This is a genomic window from Streptomyces sp. NPDC051219 (assembly GCF_040682335.1).
In the GTDB taxonomy this organism is placed as follows: Bacteria; Actinomycetota; Actinomycetes; order Streptomycetales; family Streptomycetaceae; genus Streptomyces.
The window spans coordinates 85,990-105,691 of sequence record NZ_JBFBAS010000025.1; the positions used below are offsets into that span (position 1 = coordinate 85,990).

Annotated in this window: 24 protein-coding genes and 3 pseudogenes; 18 read left to right on the forward strand and 9 right to left on the reverse strand. The window is 69.1% G+C overall.

What is annotated here, in order from left to right:
* The first annotated feature begins 111 nt into the window (after positions 1-111).
* The 12 genes and pseudogenes from AB0M62_RS25045 to AB0M62_RS25100 all read left to right on the forward strand — a co-directional run.
* Positions 112-1,605 (forward strand): APC family permease, encoded by a 1,494-nt coding sequence (locus tag AB0M62_RS25045; protein WP_366076524.1) that lies wholly within the window; start codon positions 112-114, stop codon positions 1,603-1,605.
* Position 1,606: 1 nt separating this feature from the next.
* Entirely contained in the window at positions 1,607-2,023 is a 417-nt protein-coding gene (locus AB0M62_RS25050) for a universal stress protein (protein ID WP_366076525.1), read from the forward strand.
* Between the two features lie 118 nt (positions 2,024-2,141).
* On the forward strand, positions 2,142-2,591 hold the full coding sequence (locus AB0M62_RS25055; protein ID WP_366076526.1) for an SRPBCC family protein: 450 nt from the start codon (positions 2,142-2,144) through the stop codon (positions 2,589-2,591).
* Positions 2,592-2,722: 131 nt separating this feature from the next.
* Entirely contained in the window at positions 2,723-3,715 is a 993-nt protein-coding gene (locus AB0M62_RS25060; RefSeq protein ID WP_366076527.1) for an iron-containing redox enzyme family protein, read from the forward strand.
* 69 nt (positions 3,716-3,784) lie between these two features.
* Positions 3,785-4,438 (forward strand): HemK2/MTQ2 family protein methyltransferase, encoded by a 654-nt coding sequence (locus tag AB0M62_RS25065; protein WP_366076528.1) that lies wholly within the window; start codon positions 3,785-3,787, stop codon positions 4,436-4,438.
* A complete protein-coding gene (locus tag AB0M62_RS25070; RefSeq protein WP_366076529.1) occupies positions 4,419-4,619 on the forward strand; it encodes a CDGSH iron-sulfur domain-containing protein in 201 nt (66 codons plus the stop codon). Before AB0M62_RS25065 ends, AB0M62_RS25070 begins: the two co-directional genes overlap by 20 nt.
* Before the next feature lie 125 nt (positions 4,620-4,744).
* Positions 4,745-5,101: a PRC-barrel domain-containing protein gene (locus tag AB0M62_RS25075; RefSeq protein ID WP_366076530.1), complete on the forward strand. Its 357-nt coding sequence runs from the start codon at positions 4,745-4,747 to the stop codon at positions 5,099-5,101.
* A gap of 38 nt (positions 5,102-5,139) precedes the next feature.
* Complete coding sequence (locus AB0M62_RS25080; RefSeq protein ID WP_366076531.1) at positions 5,140-5,307, forward strand: hypothetical protein; 168 nt, start codon at positions 5,140-5,142, stop codon at positions 5,305-5,307.
* 82 nt (positions 5,308-5,389) lie between these two features.
* Positions 5,390-5,560: a hydrophobic protein gene (locus tag AB0M62_RS25085; protein WP_366076532.1), complete on the forward strand. Its 171-nt coding sequence runs from the start codon at positions 5,390-5,392 to the stop codon at positions 5,558-5,560.
* A gap of 107 nt (positions 5,561-5,667) precedes the next feature.
* Positions 5,668-6,018 carry a PRC-barrel domain-containing protein gene (locus tag AB0M62_RS25090; protein WP_366076533.1) on the forward strand — a complete coding sequence of 117 codons (351 nt, stop codon included), beginning with the start codon at positions 5,668-5,670 and terminating at the stop codon, positions 6,016-6,018.
* A gap of 218 nt (positions 6,019-6,236) precedes the next feature.
* Positions 6,237-6,455, forward strand: a pseudogene (locus AB0M62_RS25095) (aldo/keto reductase); the annotation flags it as partial.
* Between the two features lie 55 nt (positions 6,456-6,510).
* A pseudogene (locus AB0M62_RS25100) lies at positions 6,511-6,678 on the forward strand (amidohydrolase); the annotation flags it as partial.
* Here AB0M62_RS25100 and AB0M62_RS25105 read toward each other — a convergent pair.
* The 3 genes from AB0M62_RS25105 to AB0M62_RS25115 form a co-directional block, all read right to left on the reverse strand.
* Positions 6,656-7,093: a solute carrier family 23 protein gene (locus AB0M62_RS25105; protein ID WP_366076550.1), complete on the reverse strand. Its 438-nt coding sequence runs from the start codon at positions 7,091-7,093 to the stop codon at positions 6,656-6,658. The pseudogene AB0M62_RS25100 and the gene AB0M62_RS25105 sit on opposite strands and share 23 nt — an antisense overlap.
* A gap of 26 nt (positions 7,094-7,119) precedes the next feature.
* Complete coding sequence (locus AB0M62_RS25110) at positions 7,120-8,064, reverse strand: nucleoside hydrolase (RefSeq protein ID WP_366076534.1); 945 nt, start codon at positions 8,062-8,064, stop codon at positions 7,120-7,122.
* 73 nt (positions 8,065-8,137) lie between these two features.
* Positions 8,138-8,791 carry a phosphatase PAP2 family protein gene (locus tag AB0M62_RS25115; protein WP_366076535.1) on the reverse strand — a complete coding sequence of 218 codons (654 nt, stop codon included), beginning with the start codon at positions 8,789-8,791 and terminating at the stop codon, positions 8,138-8,140.
* A 366-nt stretch (positions 8,792-9,157) separates the two neighbouring features.
* Here AB0M62_RS25115 and AB0M62_RS25120 point away from each other — a divergent pair, with 366 nt between their 5' ends.
* Together AB0M62_RS25120 and AB0M62_RS25125 are read left to right on the forward strand one after the other, a co-directional pair.
* Positions 9,158-9,544 carry a DUF6479 family protein gene (locus AB0M62_RS25120; protein ID WP_366076536.1) on the forward strand — a complete coding sequence of 129 codons (387 nt, stop codon included), beginning with the start codon at positions 9,158-9,160 and terminating at the stop codon, positions 9,542-9,544.
* Between the two features lie 136 nt (positions 9,545-9,680).
* Complete coding sequence (locus tag AB0M62_RS25125) at positions 9,681-10,031, forward strand: hypothetical protein (RefSeq protein ID WP_366076537.1); 351 nt, start codon at positions 9,681-9,683, stop codon at positions 10,029-10,031.
* A gap of 120 nt (positions 10,032-10,151) precedes the next feature.
* Here AB0M62_RS25125 and AB0M62_RS25130 read toward each other — a convergent pair whose 3' ends face one another.
* Together AB0M62_RS25130 and AB0M62_RS25135 are read right to left on the reverse strand one after the other, a co-directional pair.
* Positions 10,152-11,216, reverse strand: coding sequence for a YihY/virulence factor BrkB family protein (locus AB0M62_RS25130; RefSeq protein WP_366076538.1), 1,065 nt, complete (start codon positions 11,214-11,216; stop codon positions 10,152-10,154).
* A 244-nt stretch (positions 11,217-11,460) separates the two neighbouring features.
* Positions 11,461-12,252: an SDR family NAD(P)-dependent oxidoreductase gene (locus AB0M62_RS25135; protein ID WP_366076539.1), complete on the reverse strand. Its 792-nt coding sequence runs from the start codon at positions 12,250-12,252 to the stop codon at positions 11,461-11,463.
* 153 nt (positions 12,253-12,405) lie between these two features.
* Here AB0M62_RS25135 and AB0M62_RS25140 point away from each other — a divergent pair, with 153 nt between their 5' ends.
* Both AB0M62_RS25140 and AB0M62_RS25145 read left to right on the forward strand, forming a co-directional pair.
* Entirely contained in the window at positions 12,406-14,637 is a 2,232-nt protein-coding gene (locus AB0M62_RS25140) for a catalase (protein ID WP_366076540.1), read from the forward strand.
* 76 nt (positions 14,638-14,713) lie between these two features.
* Positions 14,714-15,196, forward strand: a complete 483-nt coding sequence (locus tag AB0M62_RS25145; protein ID WP_366076541.1) for a DUF5709 domain-containing protein — start codon at positions 14,714-14,716, stop codon at positions 15,194-15,196.
* 92 nt (positions 15,197-15,288) lie between these two features.
* On the opposite strand, the gene AB0M62_RS25150 is transcribed toward AB0M62_RS25145, so the two are convergent.
* Both AB0M62_RS25150 and AB0M62_RS25155 read right to left on the reverse strand, forming a co-directional pair.
* The gene (locus tag AB0M62_RS25150) at positions 15,289-16,836 is read right to left on the reverse strand and encodes an FAD-dependent oxidoreductase (protein WP_366076542.1); all 1,548 of its coding nucleotides are present in this window, start codon (positions 16,834-16,836) and stop codon (positions 15,289-15,291) included.
* 52 nt (positions 16,837-16,888) lie between these two features.
* A complete protein-coding gene (locus tag AB0M62_RS25155; protein ID WP_366076543.1) occupies positions 16,889-17,056 on the reverse strand; it encodes a hypothetical protein in 168 nt (55 codons plus the stop codon).
* A 187-nt stretch (positions 17,057-17,243) separates the two neighbouring features.
* On the opposite strand from AB0M62_RS25155, the gene AB0M62_RS25160 reads away from it, so the two are divergent.
* Both AB0M62_RS25160 and AB0M62_RS25165 read left to right on the forward strand, forming a co-directional pair.
* Complete coding sequence (locus AB0M62_RS25160) at positions 17,244-17,393, forward strand: hypothetical protein (protein WP_366076544.1); 150 nt, start codon at positions 17,244-17,246, stop codon at positions 17,391-17,393.
* A gap of 423 nt (positions 17,394-17,816) precedes the next feature.
* Positions 17,817-18,041 carry a hypothetical protein gene (locus AB0M62_RS25165; protein ID WP_366076545.1) on the forward strand — a complete coding sequence of 75 codons (225 nt, stop codon included), beginning with the start codon at positions 17,817-17,819 and terminating at the stop codon, positions 18,039-18,041.
* Here AB0M62_RS25165 and AB0M62_RS25170 read toward each other — a convergent pair.
* Both AB0M62_RS25170 and AB0M62_RS25175 read right to left on the reverse strand, forming a co-directional pair.
* A pseudogene (locus AB0M62_RS25170) lies at positions 18,031-18,372 on the reverse strand (glutathione-dependent formaldehyde dehydrogenase); the annotation flags it as partial. The gene AB0M62_RS25165 and the pseudogene AB0M62_RS25170 sit on opposite strands and share 11 nt — an antisense overlap.
* A gap of 22 nt (positions 18,373-18,394) precedes the next feature.
* The gene (locus tag AB0M62_RS25175; RefSeq protein WP_366076546.1) at positions 18,395-19,654 is read right to left on the reverse strand and encodes a transposase; all 1,260 of its coding nucleotides are present in this window, start codon (positions 19,652-19,654) and stop codon (positions 18,395-18,397) included.
* Between the last annotated feature and the right edge of the window lie 48 nt (positions 19,655-19,702).

The window sequence follows — 19,702 nt, forward strand, 5'->3', positions numbered from 1 at the left end:
CGACCGCCGGGCCGACCGCTCGCACCCGGCCGGCCGGTCGACGACGTCTGAACTGGACTCGGACCCGGGGTGCTGTTCCCATGGTTCTACGCACCACCGAAGCGAGGAACCATGGCCGAGGATGTCAAGGACGTACGGCCGCCCCGTGGTCTGAAACCCGATGCGATCGGCTTCGTCGACGCACTCGTCATCGGTCTGAACTCCACCTCCCCCGCGTACTCCCTGGCGGCGGTCATCGGTCCAGTCGTCGCGCTCGTGGGCATCTACGCCCCTGGCGTGGTGCTCGCGTCCTTCGTGCCGATGCTGCTCATCGCGTCGGCGTTCTTCTACCTCAACAAGGTGGACCAGGACTGCGGCACGACGTTCTCATGGGTCACCCGGGGCATGGGTCCCTGGGCCGGCTGGCTCGGCGGGTGGGCCATCATGATGACCGGCGTGCTGGTGGTCGGGTCGCTGGCCGATGTCGCCGTACGGTTCGGTCTGCTCGGCGTCGGTCTCGACAGCTGGGCCGACAGCGATCTCGTGGTCCAGTCGCTCACGGTGCTCGTCATCCTCGTGATGACGGCCATCTGCGTCATCGGCACCGAGGCGTCGGCCAGGGTGCAGAACGTCCTGATCCTCGCCCAGGTCACCTTTCTGCTGGTGTTCGCGGTGGTGGCGATCTACCGCGCCTACGCCGGCACGAGCACCCTCGACTCGATCACGCCGGACATCGACTGGCTGAACCCGTTCGGAGCCGGCGGCGCGGCGCTGACCGGCGGTCTGCTGCTGGGCGTGTTCATGTTCTGGGGCTGGGAGTCGGCGGTCAACCTCACCGAGGAGGTCAGGGGTTCCGCGAGTGCCCCCGGAAGGGCCGGAATCTGGTCGACGATCGTGCTGCTGGTGACGTACCTGTCGGTCGGCATCGCGGTCGTGGCGTACGCCGGACCGGCGTTCCTGACCGAGAACGCCGACGAGGAGGAGTCGATCTTCGCCCTGCTCGCCGGTGAGGTGATGGGCGGCTGGGACTGGGTGGTGCTGCTGGCGGTTTCGACGTCCGCACTGGCCTCGACCCAGACGACGATCATCCCGGCCTCGCGCACGGCGTTGTCCATGGCCCGCCGTCACGCTCTGCCGTCACCGTTCGCACGTATCCACCCTCGGTTCCGTACGCCGCACGTGGCCACCTGGTGGGTCGCCGGCGTCGCCATCGCCTGGTACCTCGTCGTCAACCGGATCAGCGAGAACGCCCTCTTCGACTCGCTGACGGCCCTGTCGCTGCTCATCGCCTTCTACTACGCGCTCACCGGCCTTGCCTGCGCGGTCTACTACCGCCGCCACCTGACCGAGAGCGTCCGCAACTTCGTCCTCATCGGAATCGGCCCGCTCGTCGGCGCGGCGCTGCTGGCCTGGCTGCTCGTGGAGTCGGTCATCGACATGTCCGACCCCGCGAACTCCTACAGCGGGGTCTCCTGGTTCGGACTCGGCCCCCCGCTCGTCATCGGCATCGGCATCGCGGCCACGGGAGTGGTCATCATGTGCGTGTGGCGTCTGATCTCGCCCGAATTCTGGGCGGAGCGGCCCGGGGTGGCCGACCCCGAGCTGGTCCGCGGCAGGGAGTCCTGAGATGACGGTGGTCCTGGGGTACGACGAGTCGCCGGGCGCGGCGCGGGCGTTGCGCGTCGCCATCGAAGTGTCGGCCGCGTTCGGCGAGCCGCTCGTACTCGTGTACGGCGCCGCAGCCCCCGGCAGTCCGGGCGAGGAATACCGGAGCCACCTCGAAGCGATTCGGCAGGCCGCGCGCACGGCGCTCGAATGTGCCGTCGAGGCGGCCGACGAGTCGGGTGTGCCGACGACGGTGGAAATCCTCGAAGAGAAGCCGGCGCAGGCACTGCTCGACGCCGCGTCACGTCATCACGCGCGGGTCATCGTGGTCGGCACCTGGGGCGAGAGCCCGATGCGCGGTGCGCTGCTCGGCTCGACGCCGCACAAGTTGCTGCACCTGTCCCGCATTCCGGTGCTCTGCGTTCCGACCGAGGACTGAGCCGTCCGGAACGGCGCAATGATCGCGGGAAGCCGGGGTACGCGGCCTGAGGGGAGACCCACGGCTCCCGTTCTGCGGAGCCGTGACAGACCGCTGAACCGAAGGAAGGACGCAACTGATGTCGCAGGTGGAAGAGTCCATCGAGGTCCACGTACCGGTCCGCATCGCTTACAACCAGTGGACGCAGTTCGAGACGTTCCCGGAGTTCATGGACGGCGTGGAGCGTATCGAGCAGCGCACCGCGACGCTCACCCACTGGGTGACCAACGTGCACGGTGTGAAGCGGGAGTTCGATGCCGAGATCACCGAACAGATCCCTGACGAGCGGGTCGCCTGGACCACTGTCGACGGGGAGAGCCGTCAGGCCGGCGTGGTCACCTTCCATCACCTCGGCGAGAACCGGACCAAGGTGATGCTGCAGATGGACTTCGCCCCCGAGGGGCCGGCCGAAACTGTCGGTGACAAGCTCGGCTTCGTCCAGCGGCAGGCCAAGGGCGACCTCGAACGCTTCAAGAAGTTCATCGAGTCCCGCGGCAGCGAGACCGGAGCCTGGCGCGGCGAGGTCTGAGGCGGCCTCGACCGCCGAGCGGCCGGCAGGTACGCGTGGATGGGGCCCTCGCCGGCCGACGAGGCCGGCGAGGGCCGCGCGTTGTTCAGCCGCTCCTGTTGGGATCACCTGCCACGGGGTAGAGGTGCGATATGGCTATTGATCAGCAGGGACCTGCCCTTCCGCTCGAGCGGGGGGAGCTCTCGGCAGCGGTGATCGGCTACCTGCGGGGAGACGGGGCACTGCCCGGCAGCGATCCGGTGCAGGGGGCCGCCCCCTACGGCGATGATCTCCAGCTCGCCCTGTACGTGTGCTACGAGCTGCACTATCGCGGCTATGCAGGAGTGGATGCCGCCCTCGAATGGGATCCGGCGCTGCTGGGGGTGCGGGCATCGCTCGAGAAGCGGTTCCTCACGGCTTTGCGCGCCGACGCCACCCGCCACGACGACGTGGACGAGGCATTGGCCGAACTACTGGTGGAGCCCGTCCACGGCACCGGCGTCTCGCATTTCCTGCAGGACGAGGGTGAACTGTGGCAAGTGCGCGAGTATGCGGCGCACCGGTCCCTGTACCACCTGAAGGAGGCCGATCCGCACGCCTGGGTGCTGCCCCGGCTGTGGGGACGGGCGAAGGCCGGCATGGCCGCCGTGGAGTTCGACGAGTACGGCGGGGGACGGGCGGAGCGGGTGCACGCTCAGCTCTTCGCCGACCTCATGGCCGATCTGGACCTCGAAACCGCCTACGGCCACTATCTCGACGCCGGTTGTGCGGAAGCCCTGGCCACCGTGAACCTCATGTCACTCCTGGGGCTGCACCGCCGCCTGCGCGGAGCGCTGGTGGGTCACTTCGCCACCGTCGAGGTCACGTCCTCACCCGGGTCCCGCAGGCTTGCGCTCGCCATGAAACGCACCGGCGCGGGTCCGGCGGCGGAGTTCTTCTACACCGAGCACGTCGAGGCCGACGCCGTGCACGAGCAGGTGGTCCGCCATCAGGTGATCGACGGTCTCCTGCAGGAGGAACCGCATCTCGCGGCCGATGTCGCGTTCGGCATCGACGCCACCGGCTACCTCGAAGGCCGGCTCGGCGACCACCTCCTGACGGCCTGGCGGGCCGGGAAGTCGTCGCTGCGCATCGCCGCCGTGTAATCCACCCCGGGCCCCTCTCAGCGCACGAGAGCGGCTGATCATTCCGCCCGATCCGGGTACCAGGGCAGGGTGAGATTCATTTCCCTGCCGGGCGTGTACGCCCCGCAAGACGACACCGCCCTGCTGGCCGGCGCCCTGCACGAGGAACCCCTGCGGGCGGGAACCCAGGTTCTCGACGTCGCCACCGGCACCGGCGCGCTCGCCCTGGCTGCCGCGCGCCGAGGCGCCGACGTGACCGCCGTGGACATCTCCCGGCGGGCCGTGCTGACCGCCCGGCTCAACGCCCGCCTGGCCCGCCTGCCGGTTCGCGTACTGCGCGGGAATCTCCTTGCCCCCGTGGCTGGACGCGCGTTCGACCTGATCCTGACGAACCCGCCCTACGTGCCTGCCCCGGATGCCGCACTGCCCCGACGCGGGGCCGCACGGGCCTGGGATGCCGGGCACGACGGGCGGCTGGTCCTGGACCGGATCTGCCGGGATGCGCCGCCCCTGCTCAGACCCGGCGGTGTACTCCTGATCGTGCACTCGGTGCTGAGCGACGAGGAGAACACCCTGCGGCAACTGCGAGCGGCAGGCCTGGACGCCACGGTCACCGAGCGGCGTTACGTCGCCTTCGGCCCGGTACTGCGCAGCCGTCAGCGCTGGCTGCACGCCCGCGGCCTGCTCGAAACGGACCAGAACAAGGAAGAACTGGTGGTCATCCGTGCCCGACGAAACCGATAGGCCTCGCCGTATCACCGTCCAGCGGGAGGGCCCGATCCTGGTCGAGGGCCCTGTTGAAGTCGTCCTGGAGGACGGCACCACCGCGAGGTCGGACCGGTTCTGCGTCGCACTGTGCACCTGCCACCGCAGCCGCCGGTACCCATGGTGCGACACCAGCCACCGCCCACGCACCCGCGGATAACACGCCGCCGGCAGGGTCCGGAGGTCGCACGTATCGGTGGCCCGTGGGGGGAAGATCTGTAGTGCGGGCTGGGAGCCGACCGAACATGACCGCCCTCTGCGGCGGTTGCCACGAGGAGAGCCGACGTGATTGGGACTGCAGACATCCGCGAGTGGCGCAACCGTGACGTGGTGGACGCCGACGGGCGCAAAGTGGGGTCGCTGGAGGCGGTGTACGTCAACACCCGCACCGACGAACCTGCTGTCGCGACGATCGTGACGGGATTGCCGACCCGCCGCCGGCTTGCCTTCGTACCCCTGGCCGGGGCAGTCGTCGGCCCCGACTACGTCAAGGTCGCCTATCCGAGATCGCTGGTGAAGGACGCGCCATCGATGGGCACCGACGACATCCTGCCGGCCGAGGACGAGAAGGCGATTTTCGATCACTACGACCTGCCCTATCAGCCGGGCGCAGGCGGAGAACGCGTGCTGGCCCGGCGCTGATCCCCGACCTCGCACGTCCTCGTAGAAAGCCTCCGATCATGGCTCTGGTGCTCTTCCTGGTCATTGTCGCCCTGGTGCTCGGCATCATCGGTGTTCTCGTCGAGGGGCTGTTCTTTTTGCTGATCCTCGGCGTCGCGGTATTCCTGGCCGATGTGGCCTATGCCGCTCTTCACTGGCGGCGCACCGGACGCCGCCCGGTGCGCTGAATCTGAACTCCGTCAGGAAATTCCGATTCCGATGTATGGCGGAACCTCCTCGGGGCACACGATCGCCTGGAGGTTGATAACTATGGTCCCCCTGCTTCTCGTTCTACTGCTCGCCCTGATCCTTTTCGGTGCGGGCTTCGCCCTCGAGGCACTGTGGTGGATAGCGGTCATTGTGCTGGTCGTGTGGGTGCTGGGCTTTATTGTCCGGCCGGCCGCCAGTGGCGGCCGACGCGGCCGCTGGTACCGCTGGTAGACGCTTTCACCCGCATTTCCTTCCAGGGAATGTCCGGAGAACAATGCACTTCGCAGTGCTGCGTAAATACCGCCGCTGCGTGAAATCGTCGATGAAGGAGACGCTCAATGAGTGAGAACATCTGGGGTTACCAGCCGACGACCGGTCATACCGTCGGCAACACCCTGATCGGCTACAAGGTCGAGGCGACGGACGGATCCATCGGTAAGGTCGACAAGCACTCCGACGATGTCGGTTCGGCGTACCTCGTCGTCGACACGGGCGTATGGGTCTTCGGCAAGCACGTCCTCCTGCCGGCCGGTACGGTCACGCGGGTCGACGCGGCGGAAGAGAAGATCTACGTCAACCGGACCAAGGCCGAGATCAAGGACGCCCCCGAGTTCGACAAGGACAAGCACATCGGCGATGCCGGGTACCACGAGCAGATCGGCGGTTACTACGGCGGTCACCGCGCCTGACAGACCGCGACGCCGGTGGGGCCGGCCGGACTTCTCCGGCCGGCCCCACCGGCGTGCTGCGTGCGACGTGCGTTACGGCACGGGCTCCCGGTCACATGTATCCGCCCTCTCACCGCCCACCACACTGTCAATGCGATCATTCCGGCGGGCGGCCGCCGTGGGGCCGGTCCCCCGGGGGTTGACATCGAGTGCACTTCACCCCCGGCGTGGTCAGCGGCGACCTGCCCGGCTACCTGCGCTCCGAGCCCGGCCTCGCGTTGGTCGCCTACTCACCCCTGCTGTCCGGCGGTTACGTACGCGAGGACAAGCCGCCGGGCCCCGCCTTCGACCACTGGGGCGCACCCGCCTGCCTGTCGGTGCTGGGGGAGGTGGCCGGGGAAACCGGCGCGACCGTCAACCAGGTGGTGCTTGCCTGGCTGATCGGTGCCGAGATCCCACGGGCGCGACGATCAGGGCGAAGCCCAGGCCACTGGCCCCCTGGACGAACGCGGCTTCGGTTCGTCCCTCGCCTTCGGTGAGCCGTCGGAGATCTTCCGCCGGGTCTGGGTGCCGCTGGAGAACGCGCTCGACGAAGAATCCGCCTACGTAGCAGCCAAGTTGGCGGCGCTGGAGTCGCTTCGCGGCGGTTTCACCACCGTCACCGACGCGGGCACCCGCGCGCCCGTGGCCGTGGGCGCGCGAGGGTCGCTCCGCGAGTTCGGCGTGCCGTGTCAAGGGGCAGGGGTGGTCGCCCGCGACCACCGAGCACGGTGATGACGGCGAACACCGCCATCGCGGTACCGCCGACCACGGCCGACGGGACGACGCTGATCGCCCGGGTGACGGGCGCGATGAAGCCTATGAGAATGAGGACGACTCCGGACGCGGCGGTCACGCACCGGCTGCGCACACCTATGACACGCACGATCCCGATGTTCTCGCCGCTGGTGACCATGAGCGGCAGACCGAGGAAGCCGCCGAGGAGAGACGTGAACGCGTCACCGCGGATGGTCTTGGGGACGTCGGTGCGCTGATCGATCTCCTTGCCGACGGCCTCGGCGCTGCTGCGTCCTACGCCGTCGACGCACCTGAGCAGCCCGCGACTTGGTCACCCACGCCGGCTCAGGGCATGCGGCTCCCCAGCGCTTCGACGGCTCCGACCACCCGGTCCCAGAACAGTTCGCGGTCCAGGGTCACCGCGACGCGCGCGTTGACGGGCCGGCCGAGGTAGCCGTGCAGGTCCACCACCGTCGCGCCCCGGGTGTGGTGTCCGTGCAGTTCGACCGCCACGCTCGCGTCGACGCAGTGCACGATCGCCGGGTCGATGACACGGGCCACCGCGACCGGGTCGTGCAGCGGCGGGGACTCGAAACCCCACAGTCGCCGGTAGGTGGATCCGAAGAAGGTCATCAGCTGGGCGCAGGTACGGCCGAGATCGGTGCCGAGACCTTCGAAGCGGGCGACCACCTCGGGGGTGGCGAGCGCCTGATGGGTGACGTTGAGCCCGCACATGGTGACCGGCACGCCGCTTCGGAAGACGATGTCCGCTGCTTCGGGGTCGGCGTAGATGTTGAACTCGGCCGCCGGGGTCCTGTTGCCCCGTTCGGTGGAGCCACCCATGAGTACGATCTCGCGGATGCGTGCGGCAGTGTCGGGATACCTGGTCAGCAGCAGGGCGATGTTCGTCAGCGGCGCGGTCGGGACGAGTGTGACGGGTTCCGGATGCCCGGTCAGGATCCGGTGCATGAGGTCCACCGCGTGTTCCGGAGCCACGTCCACCGTTGGTGCCCCGAACTGCGGGCCGTCGAGGCCGGACTCCCCGTGGACGTCGTCGGCCACGAGTTGCGGCTGGACCAAGGGGCGTGCGCAGCCGGCTGCGAGAGGTACACCGGTGATGCCGGCGACGGTGCAGACCCTGCGCGCGTTCAATGTGGTCTTGTCGACCGTCTGATTGCCGGCCACCGTGGTGATCGCCAGCAGGTCGACCGATGGGTCTCCTGCGGCGAGCATGAGCGCGACGGCATCGTCGTGCCCCGGATCGCAGTCGATGATGATCGGAACAGGCACAGCGCTCCTCGGCGTCCGGAACAGCGGCGTCACCAGTGTGCCCCCGAGGAGAGCAAGGCGCGGCCCGGACGCTTCACCGCCCCGGCCGCCTCCGGGCCGCCCTGGCCGCTCCCGCCGCCCTCGCGGCCCTCGCCTCCCGCACCGCCCCTGATGCCACTGCTGTCGCGTGAGCGGCCCGGATGGTGAGCCTCCCGGCCCACCGGGTGCCGGGGTGGCGGTGCACCAGCCAGGCACAGGTCAGACCGATCGCGGCTCCGGCAGCGACGTCACCGGGGTGGTGCGCACCCCTCTGCAGACGCTCCGCCGCGACCATGGCGGCGGGGACCGCCGCCCGCGCCCCTGTCCACGGCGACCGGAAGGCGGCCGCCGCCGCAAAGCCGACTGCTGCGGCCGTGTGCCCTGAGGGGAACGAGGAGCCGTGCGGGCGGTCGTGGACGCCCGCATGGGGGATGAGCCGCCCGGGCGGTCTGCGCCGCTCGCAGAGGTGCTTGCACAGGTTCGAAGCGGCGTCTGCGGTGATCATGCTCGTCAGGCCCGAGAGGGCGGCGTCGCGGTCCGCCTTCCTTCCCGTGGCTGCCATCAACGCCGCGACTGCCCACCAGAGCTTGGTGCGCTCGGCCGCGGACTCCACGGCCGGCAGCAACTGCCGCGCCCGAGGGGACTTCCACGCCGCGAGACGACGGGTCAGCGCCTCGTCGAGCCGGCGCACCCGGTCAAGTCCGGCCATGACAGCAGGGTGCCCACCCGCCGTGCCGCCACACTTCCGTCACCCGGCTTCCACCATCGAGCGCCCAGCCCCAGCACCAGCACCCAGCCCACGCACCTCGACCGCGCTGCCGCGCTTCCCAATTCATTGCATTCGTAACTTCTGGCTCCCGGGCGACCTGCCCGGCCCCTCACGCACGGCGTGCGCCGCCATCCCGGCGAGGGCCCCCGGGGCCGACCCGCTCACACCCGCGCTCGAAACCGGGTCACCACCGATACCCGACTTCGGCCTCCTGCGATACCACTGCCCACCGGGTATGGGACCAGCGAAGAGCGACGCACAGGCACGCCCTCCGAATAACTGGGGTGAATCGGGTAGACAGATCGCATGAACCTACTCAGTTGGCAGGACAGCAGGACGCTTCCCGCTTCCCTCGCAGCCGAGGGGGAAAGGGATTTGCTGGTGGGAATTGCCCCCTTCATTGTCGGACTCGTGGTGGTCGCGCTCCTGATCGGACTGGTGTGGTGGGGCATCCGGCGGAGGCACGATGCCCCGTCCCGTTCGAAGGAGCGGGGACAACGGCGAGAACCCGCCCGGCAGCAGGGTCGAGAGCTGGAACCGGACGAGTTTCCACCGGACGGCCAACGGCTCCACCCGCACGAGATGAAGGGCTTCGGCAACCTGGGCGACCAGGCACAGCCGGAGGACAAGGACGGTCGGGGCGGCCCCGACAAGAGCGGCGGAGCCTTCGGCAGTGGCGGTCCGGGCGGCTGATCCGCGCAACGCCTCAGGGCTCCCACGCGGCCTCTGAACACACCGGGCCGGTTCTGCGTACCAGTGGTCGCACGACCGAACCCGTGGTGCGCAGCGCTCCGCCGTGGCCCTCTCCCGAGACCCTGAGGATCAGCCCATGACCGACCCCGTCAGCCTTCCCCTCCAAGCCCTCCCCGATGGAGAGGCCGAACTGCGTCTGGTACTCCGGCTCGCATGGGACGACGTCGCCGCGCTCGGCCAGGAAGCCGGCCGGCTCGCCGCCCAGATGCAGCGCCCGGTCAGCCTTGACGAGGCTGCCAGCCACCGCCTGCGTACGCGGTCGGCCGCTCACGCGAGGCCCGCTCCGGAGCGCGGCCAGCCCCTCACCGCGCCCTCCACCGTTTCCACTCTCACCGCCCGCTCACCCGGTGAACACGCCCGCCAGGCGATAGACAAGATCAACCGGACCGCCGGCGCCGACCACGGCACCGCCCAGACTTCAGCCTGATCACGTCGGCTCACCGCCGGCCCGGTTCCCGCGCACGGCCGACGGGGGCGATACCCCTGTCGGCCCGGGGCGGTGCTCACCCGCCCGATGCTGGACCGGGCGCCGTACGGGCGTACGCCGTCACACTTCCTCGCCCATGTGCTTGCGGTCGGCAGCGGTCCATTTGCGGGTGTCACGGGGCTCGACGTACGGCTCCTCCTCCTTGGGGTGGCCGCCGATGATCGCGCGTTCCCGCGCCAGCTCCGCGTCGAACTCCAGGCCGAGAAGAATGGCCAGATTCGTGATCCACAGCCAGACCAGGAAGATGATCACTCCGGCCAGGGTGCCGTACGTCTTGTTGTAGGAACCGAAGTTCGCGACGTACAGCGCGAAACCCGCCGAGGCGATCAACCAGATGACCAGCGCCAGGAAGCTGCCCGGGGTGATCCACTTGAAGCCGCGGCCCCGCGCGTTCGGCGACGCCCAGTACAGGACCGCGATCATGATGGTGACCAGCAGGACCAGGACCGGCCACTTCGCGATCGACCACACCGTCAAGGCGGTGTCCCCCATCCCCAGCGCCGTGCCCAGCTGCCTGGCCAGGGTGCCGGTGAACACGACGATCAGCGCGCTGACGCACGCCAAGATCATCAGCACCACCGTCAGCGCCAGGCGCAGCGGGGTGACCTTCCATGCCGGGCGGCCCTCAGGGATGTCGTAAACGGCGTTGGAAGTGCGGATGAACGCGGCCACATACCCCGAAGCCGACCACAGGGCCATCAGCAGGCCGACAATCGCCAGAACGGATCCGGTGCCGCCGCTGGACTGGAGCTGTGTCACCGCGTTGGTGATGATGTCGCGTGCGGAGCCGGGCGTGAGCTGTTTGAGGTTGTCCAGAATGCTCTTCGTGGCCGACTCACCCGCGACGCCGAGAAGGGAGACCAGCACCAGCAGGGCCGGGAACAGCGCCAGGATGCCGTAGTAGGTCAGCGCCGCCGCCCGGTCCGCGAGTTCGTCGTCCTTGAACTCCGCGACCGTGCGCCGCAGCACGGCCCCCCACGATTTCTTGGGCAACTCCCTCGGCTCGTCCGGGGCCGCCGACTCCACCTCCGGATCCGGTCCCGCCCGGCCGCCGCCCGGCTCGGCGTCCTCGCGCTCCGGGTGCCGCTCATCCTGCTGACTCTTGGTTCGCCATATGGGTGCCATGTTGTACGGGTATCCGCAAAACCGGTCCGGTGAACCCGCCTCAACCACCACGCATCGACATGTTTCGCCCTGGAGGCATCAGACTCTGGAGCGGTACGCCCGCATCGCAGCGGTAGGAAGACCCCCGCGATGCCCGCCGCCCCCACCAGCGACCACAGCACCGGCCCGCCGGCACTCGTGCCGAGCGGGAGGCCGCGGAAGGCGTCCGACAGATGCGGGTGAACGCGAAAACCGACTGGTCCCCCTACTTGCCGGAGCCCGGTTCCGCCAGGCGCCGGTGTGCGGCGGCCTTCAGCTTGTCGGGCAGCACCTTGCTGGCGACTCCTTGCGCCTTGGTCTTCAGCGACCCGGCGACGACCTTGCCCCGTTCGCTCATGAGGGCGTCGAAGCCGTCCTTGGCGACCTTGGCCGGATCGTCCTTCGGCTGCCGGCCGACCCTGGTGTCGTCCATACCGGCGCGGTGGAAGAAGCCCGTCGCGGTGGGGCCGGGCATCAGCGAGGTCACCGTCACCCCGGTGTCCCGGAGCTCGTCCCGCAGCGCCTCGGCGAAGGACCGCAGGAACGACTTCGACGCGTTGTACACCGCATGGAACGACCCGGGCATCGTGGAAGCGATGGAGGACGTGATGAGCACCCTGCCGTCGTGCTCGGCAACCATGTCCGGCAATAGGCGTTTGGCCAGGTGCACGGTCGACGTGATGTTCAGGTCGATGATCCTGGCCTCGTCCGCCAGGTCGTTGTCGAGGAATGCTCCGCCCTGGCCGACACCGGCGTTGAGAGCGGCGGCGCTGACAGGCCGACGGGTCGCAGCGATCGAGGCGTAGAGCTGTTCCACACCGTCGAAGGTGGCCAGGTCCGCGCGGACGACCTGGACGTCGGCACCGGCGGCCCGGAGCCGGTCGGCCGCGCCCTCCACGCCCGGGTCCTCGGCGTTGACCAGGAGATCGAATCCGTTTTCGGCGAATTGCTTGGCGAGTTCGAACCCGATGCCACTGGAGGCGCCGGTGACAACTGCCAGAGGCCTGACTTCGTTCATGCGTGGCGGCTACCCCACCGGGCACGCTCGTACCGTCGACCACACTCCCGTGACCCAGTGTGAACAAAGTCTGACGGTTTGATCTATTTCATGCGGGTTACTGGTGGACAGACAGCCCAGCCCCCGTGCTCATGCCCGTTCACAGGAGGAATCGTGGAAGAGTCCCACCCCGTCGAGGAAGAGGCAGTCGTCCCGGGACGCCCCGCCAGTGAGGCTCCCTCGCGGGAGGAACCGACCCGGCCCCGGGAGCCGCTGCCACCCAAGCCCGACCAGAGCGGCCCCGAGGCCGTCTCCCCCACCGGCAAGCCCACCGGCGCTCCCCCGGCCTCCCGGAGCCAGGGCGGCGCCTACCTGACGACCGCTCAGGGAGTGCGGCTGTACGACACCGACCACTCTCTCAAAGCGGGCCCGCGCGGGCCGGTTCTCCTGCAGGACCACCACCTGCGCGAGAAGATCATGCACTTCGACCACGAACGCATCCCGGAGCGCGTCGTCCATGCCCGGGGTGCGGCGGCGCACGGGGTCTTCCGGAGTTACGGCACCGCCGCCTCCGTCACGAAGGCCGCCTTCCTCGCGGCTGATGTGGAGACACCCGTCTTCGTCCGCTTCTCCACGGTGCTGGGCTCCCGGGGGTCCGCCGACACAGTCCGTGACACCCGCGGATTCGCGACGAAGTTCTATACGGACGAAGGCACCTTCGACCTGGTGGGGAACAACATTCCGGTCTTCTTCATCCAGGACGCCATCAAGTTCCCGGACGTCATCCATGCCGCGAAGCCGCACCCCGACCGGGAGATCCCACAGGCCCAAAGCGCACACGACACGTTCTGGGACTTCGTCTCGCTGCACACCGAGGCCACCTTCCACACCATGTGGAACATGTCCGACCGCGGCATTCCGCGCTCCTACCGGATGATGGAGGGCTTCGGCGTCCACACCTTCCGCCTGGTCGACCAGGAGGGCGGGACGACGCTGGTGAAGTTCCACTGGAAGCCCAGGGCAGGTGTGCATTCTCTACTCTGGGAAGAGGCCCAGATGATCAGCGGTCTCGATCCCGACTTCCACCGCCGCGACCTCGCCGACGGCATCGAGGCAGGTGCGTTCCCCGAGTGGGAACTCGGTATCCAGGCTTTTCCGGACACCGCCGATCAGACCTTCGAGAGCATCGACCTGCTCGATCCGACCAAGATCGTTCCGGAAGAACTGGCGCCGGTCCAGCCGATCGGCCTGCTGACGCTCAACAGGAACCCGGAGAACTACTTCGCCCAGACCGAGCAGGTCGCCTTTCATCCCGGACACCTCGTGCCCGGCATCGACATCACCGACGACCCCTTGTTGGCGGGCCGCCTCTTCTCCTACCTCGACACCCAGATCTCCCGCCTCGGCGGGCCGAACTTCGGCCAGATCCCCATCAACCGGCCGCAGGCCCCTGTCAACGACATGCTGCGCGACGGCATGCACCAGACCGCGGTCCACACGGGCGTCGCCCCGTACCGGCCCGACTCTCTGGACGGCGGCTGCCCGTTCCTGGCCGGCGCCGACACCCGAGCCTTCGTCGAAGTACCGGTGTCCACACCCGAGGCGGCCAAAGTACGCGATGCCCCGGCCTCGTTCGCCGACCACACGAGCCAGCCCCGGCTGTTCTGGCTGAGTCTCAGTCCGGTGGAGCGCGAACATCTCATCGCCGCCTACACCTTCGAACTCGCCAAGTGCTACGAGAACGCCATCAAGGAGCGCATGCTCGAGGTTCTCGCCGGGATCGATTCCGAACTGTGCGCGCGGGTGGCGGAGGGCCTCGGACTGACCGCGCCCCAGCCCGGCAAGCCGTTCCCGCTCACCGAGCCCAGCCCGGCTCTCTCGCAGATGGGCCAGACCTGGCCCGCCGCCGGGCGGATCGTCGGCATCGTCGCCGACGACAGCTGCGACGTCGCCGCCGTACGGGCCGTACGGAAGGCGGTGTTCGACGGCGGCATGGTGCCCCTCCTCATCGCTCCCACCGGCGGAGTACTGGAAGGAGACGGCGCGGCCCCGCTGCCCGTCCAGCGCACTTTCGCCACCGCACGGTCGGTGGAGTTCGACGCACTGCTGCTGGCCTGCGCTCCGGCGCCGGGCGCGGACGCGTACGGTGCGCGGGACGCCAAGGCCGCACACGCCACACCGGGCACCTCGGATGTGGACCCGCGCGTGACGCTCATGGTCGGCGAAGCCTTCCGCCACGCCAAACCGCTCGGGCACTGGGCGGACGGCCAACGCGTACTGGAGGCGGCCGGATGCCCCGGCGACTCCCCCGGTGTGGTCGGTGGAGAACCGCAGGAGGTTCTGGACGAGGTCACCACCCTGCTCACGGAGCACCGGGTGTGGGCACGTTTTCCCGTCTCGGCGTGAGCCGCCGCGGCGTACCGGCACCCGCTGCACGACCGAGGGCTCAGAGTCCCTCAAGTCTGTCGAGAGAGGAGCAACCATGTCCGACGAGGCACGAGGCGACGACGTCTACCAGCCCGAGCACTCAGACGTGGACAACCCGCCCACCGACGATCTCGACCTGGAGAACACGATCGGGGAACGTGGGCTGGACGACATGATGGAGGAGGGGTACTCCCCGCCGGAGCGCCCCCTCGGGGTGACCAAGTACGGAACCACCGGCCGTGAACAGCGCGAAGGCGAGTCCCTCGACCAGCGTCTGGCCCAGGAAACGCCCGACGTCCAACCGCCCGACGGGGACGGGATCGGCGATCTGCCCGCTGGTGAGGGCGAGCCCGTGGACGATCAGGCCGGCGACACCCGCGCCGGCCGCCTCACACCGGCCGACGAGCCGCCGCCGCGCCGCAATATCGACGTCGTGGCGCGCGACGTGGGTGTCGACGGCGGCGCGGCGTCGGCGGAGGAAGCCGCGATGCACGTCGACACGGGCGAGGACACCGGTGAGGAGGACGACGTGCGGTAGTCGGAGGAGGACGACGTGCGGTAGTCGCGAAGGCGACGACGGGCGTGGTCGTCCAGGCCGCAGGCGCCGCGGACGCGCGGTGCCTCGCGCCGTCAGCCCGGCCCCTCGCGGGAATCCTCCACGTCACGCTTGTCCAGGGGACGGTTGGCCGGGCCATGAACGACATCGCCGTCGATACTGAAGCGCGAGCCGTGGCACGGGCACTCCCACGTCCGCTCGGCGTTGTTGAAGGCGACGACGCAGCCGAGATGGGTGCAGCGGGCGGTGACGGCGTGCGCGGTGCCACTCTCGTCGCGGTAGACCGCGCAGCGCTCTCCGGCGACCCGCACCACGGCGCCCGTGCCAGGCGCGATATCGGCGACCGAAACGGGAGTGGGTGTACGCAGCCGGTCCCCCACGAAGTGCTTGCCGACCACGGCCTGGTGCTTGAGGAACTCCGGCGCCTCACGCAGCGCGGTCTTCAGCCGCCGCGGGTCGTAGATGCCTGCCCACGGCAGTTGCTTCCCCTCGATGAGAGAGGCCAGAAGCCGTCCCGCCATCACTCCGCCGCTCATGCCCCAGCCGCCGAAGCCGGTGGCGACATAGGCGTGGTCCCCGCCCGGGTGCATCCGTCCGACCAGAGGCACGGTGTCCGTGGGGTCGTTGTCCTGCGCCGCCCAGCGATGGGTGACGCCGAAGCCCACGAAAAGGTCCTGAGCCCAGGCCGCCAGTCGCGCGAAGCGTTCGACGGTGTCACCGGTACCCGGAGTGAAGGACTCGCCCGTGACGATCAGCAACCGCCGGCCCTCTCCGTACGGGGCTGTGCGCACCGAGCGCGTGTTCTGCTCCTCCGTGATGTACATGCCGCGGGGGTCCCGGGTGTCCTCGACGGGACCGGCGACAACGAGTTCGCGGCGCGGAGAAAGCCTGGTGAAGAGCATCGCCCGGTCGAAGAGCGGATAGTGCGTGGCGACGACGACGTTCCGCGCGGTGACCGTCATTCCGGCGGCGGTGCGGACACGGCAGGGCTCGCCCTCCTTCAGGTGGGCCACCCGAGTCCGCTCGTGAATACGACCGCCGCGCGCCTCCACGTCATCGGCCAGGGCGAGAAGGTACTTGCGGGGATGGAACTGTGCCTGGTCCTCCACACGGACCGCGCCCGCGACGGCGAACGGCAGGCCCGTCTCGTCCACGTACGAGGCGTTCAGGCCAGCTTCGGCCGCGGCTTCCGCCTCGGCCCGCAGGCCGTCGGTGCCGGCCGGATCCTCGCAGTACGTGAAGGCGGGCGCCCGCTCCAGTTCGCAGTCGATGCCGAGCTCGTCCGCGACACGGGCGACGTGCTCGACCGCCTCGCTCTGCGACTGCGCGTACAGCCGGGCACCCTCCGGTCCCCTGGTCCGGCGCAGTCGGTCGTAGATCAGCGTGTGCAGTGCGGTCAGCTTTGCCGTGGTGTAGCCGGAGACGCCCGCCGCGACCCGGTCGGCCTCCAGCACCGCGACGCTGCGCCCCGTACGGGCGAGTTCCCAGGCGGTGCTGAGACCGGCGATGCCGGCCCCGATCACGGCGACGTCGACCTCGATGTCGTCGGAGAGCGGGGGGCGCGGGGGTGCGTGCGCCGTTTCCATCCAATGCGACTGGTACACACCGGGAAGGGTCGTCATGCAGGGCGGATGTCCAGAAAGTTCCGTCCGATGCGTCTCGGGCCGGAGTTTCTCAGTCCTCGCCCCTGACGATGTTCCACTCGGGGTTGCTCTCCCGCGCCGCCTCCGGGGCGTCACGCCCCGTCTCCGCGACGGCCGAGCGGCATGTGCGTATGCGCTGCTCACGCGCGATACGGCTGCGGCTGCTGCTCACTGGTTCGGTGCCGGTCCGCGTATCCACGGCTGACAACTCCTCTCTCCTCTGTCTCTTCCTGTGCGTCCTGGCGGTGCGCACGCTCCTCGGATACCCCTTGGCACGCCGCCCATACGGTCCTGGCGCCAGCGTGGTGAATCCGCGCAAAACGGGCAGGTGTCAGATCGCGGCATGCGCCGAGGGCAGGCTTCCGCCTGCTCCGGGAAGGAGAGACATGAGCGAGCAGACGCCGTCCCAGGCCGAGGGCGAGCGGGACGAGAACGAAGCGGGCCGGCCCCAGACGCCGAGGACGACTCCGTCACAGGCAGAGGGCGAGCGGGACGACACGGACGACGATGCGGACGACGGAACGGACTCCGAGTGACTGCTCGGCGTGACTGCCGCGGCGTCCGTGCGCGCCGAGGCGGTGACGCGCCGGGCAGCCGCGCCGGATTCCGCGCCCAGCAGAAGGCGGCCAAGCACGATCACGTGCGGGAGCTATCCGGCTCACTGCCCGATCGGGCTGACCACCATGCTGCGCGAGCACGTGAGCTGCCGGCGCGGCCAGATCCGTTTCACGTCCCGGCCAAATACTCCAAGAGCCAGACGCGCCGCCTGGTCGACCCCAGCGTGTACAAGGCCGGGCAGTCGCAGCTGCGCAGAAGTGCTGAAGACCCTGGGCTCTTCTGGTACCGGGAAGCCGGGGCGTGGCACGACGTCCGTGCCGAGGACCTCAACGACTATCTGTGGCGGCGGTCCGGCGCCGACCTCACGGCCAAGCTTCCGGACCTGGAACGCGACGGTCCTCATGGCCGTCGCGCTCGCCGTCTCCGCCCAGGTCTCGACCCAGTCCACCACCGCACGCAGGCGCGCGGTCGTCCGGGGCGTGAAGGAGCTCTTCCACGAAGGCATCACCGTCGCACCCGACCTCGGCCAACTGGGCCGGGACACCGACTTGGGACAGCCGGCCACCCCGGGACCGGTGGAGGAAGCCGTGCGCCGGGTCCTGGACGAACAACGCGTCAGGGTTTGAGCAGCGTCTTGATCATGCCGTCCTCCTTGCCCTGGAACATGGCATAGGCCTGTGGCGCGTTCTCCAACGGCATGGTGTGGGTCGCGAATCCCTCCACGCCCAACGGGTCGCCGTCCGTCAGCAAAGGGAGGATGTCATCCACCCAGCGCCTGACGTTCGCCTGCCCCATCCGCAGCTGGATCTGCTTGTCGAACAGGGTCAGCATCGGCAGCGGGTCGGCCATCCCCCCGTAGACGCCCGCGAGGGAGATGGTGCCACCTCGCCGGACCACGTCGATCGCGGTGTACAGGGCCTGCAGGCGGTCGACGCCGGCGTGCTCCATCAGCGTCTCTGATCAGCTAAGCGATTCCATGTCAGACGTTGTGTCTGGCAAGGGGGTTTCCCACCGTGGGGCGGTAGCGTGAGCGTGCAGGTGGAAGCCCGCGCCCAGTGCTGCCCCTCGCGGCCTGTGTCGGCTGGTGGTGGGGTCCGCAGTCCGGGTTCTTGCACACGAACACGGCCTGGCTCTCCCGGTTGCCGGGCGTGGTGAAGCCGCACGCTGAGCAGCGCCTGGAGGTGCCGGGGGCAGGGACCTTGTGCAGGGTGCCGCCGAGCTGGGCGGTCTTGTACGTCAGCATGGTGACCGTCCGGCCCCATGCCTCCCCGCTGATGGAGCGGTTCAGCCCAGACTTCTGGGCAACGTTCTTCCCCGGTTCCTCGATGGTTCCCCTGGCCGACTTGACCATGTTCGTGATGGTGAGCGCTTCGACCACGACGGTGCCGTATGTGCGGGCGATGACGGTGGTCGTCCGGTGCTGCCAGTCCAGGGCCCGGCGCTTGGCTTTCGCGCGGAGTCCTGCGATCTGGTCGTAGGTGCGGTGCAGCCGGCGGCTGGTGCGCTCGCCGGGCTTGCGGTGCTGCTTACGCTGCGCGGCGCGCTGCTCCAGGTGCACAAGCCTGGCCTTCTCCTTGCCGGTCAGCCATTCGCCGTGCTCGTACGTTTCGCCGTCCGAGAGGGCTATGGGCACGGTGACGCCCACGTCGATGCCGACGTCCGGCCCCTGGTGGGGATCGGGCTTGACCGCCAAGGCCTGAACACGCAAGGCGATGTGCCAGCCGAGCGCGTCCTTGATCAGTCGTGCCCCGGTGATCCGGTTCTCCGCGCCTGCACGCGTGCCGACCGGAAGGTCTTTGGTCCACCGGAAGCGGACCCGGCCCACCTTGGGAATGTTGACCACGCCCCAGCGGCGGTGCACGCGGGTGATGTTCAGGTCCCGGCCCTGCGGGACGTCCACGGACATCACCGTGCGCAACCGGCCCTTGAAGTTCGGGGCGTCGGCGCGGCCCTCCCAGCAGTTCTTCCACGCCCGGAAGTACGTCTTGAGTACCGCTTGCGCGACCTGGGCGGGGAGGACGGCCAGGAAGTCGATGTCCTCGCGGGCCTGGCGGATCGCGGCATCCGCGTTCGGATGAGTCCGCATTTCCTTCGGCATCATCCGCCACCACGCGTGGAGAAGATTCCACATGGTGCGGGCCGCGTGCGCCTGACCATCCGCCGCGCGAACCCCGGCAGGAGACAGTGAAAGCCGGGCACGGTGCCCGAACTGCCGTTTGACCAGGGTGTCTTGACTCACGACCGAGAGCATAGCATTGGTTTATGTCACCGCGCTGGAATCCTAATC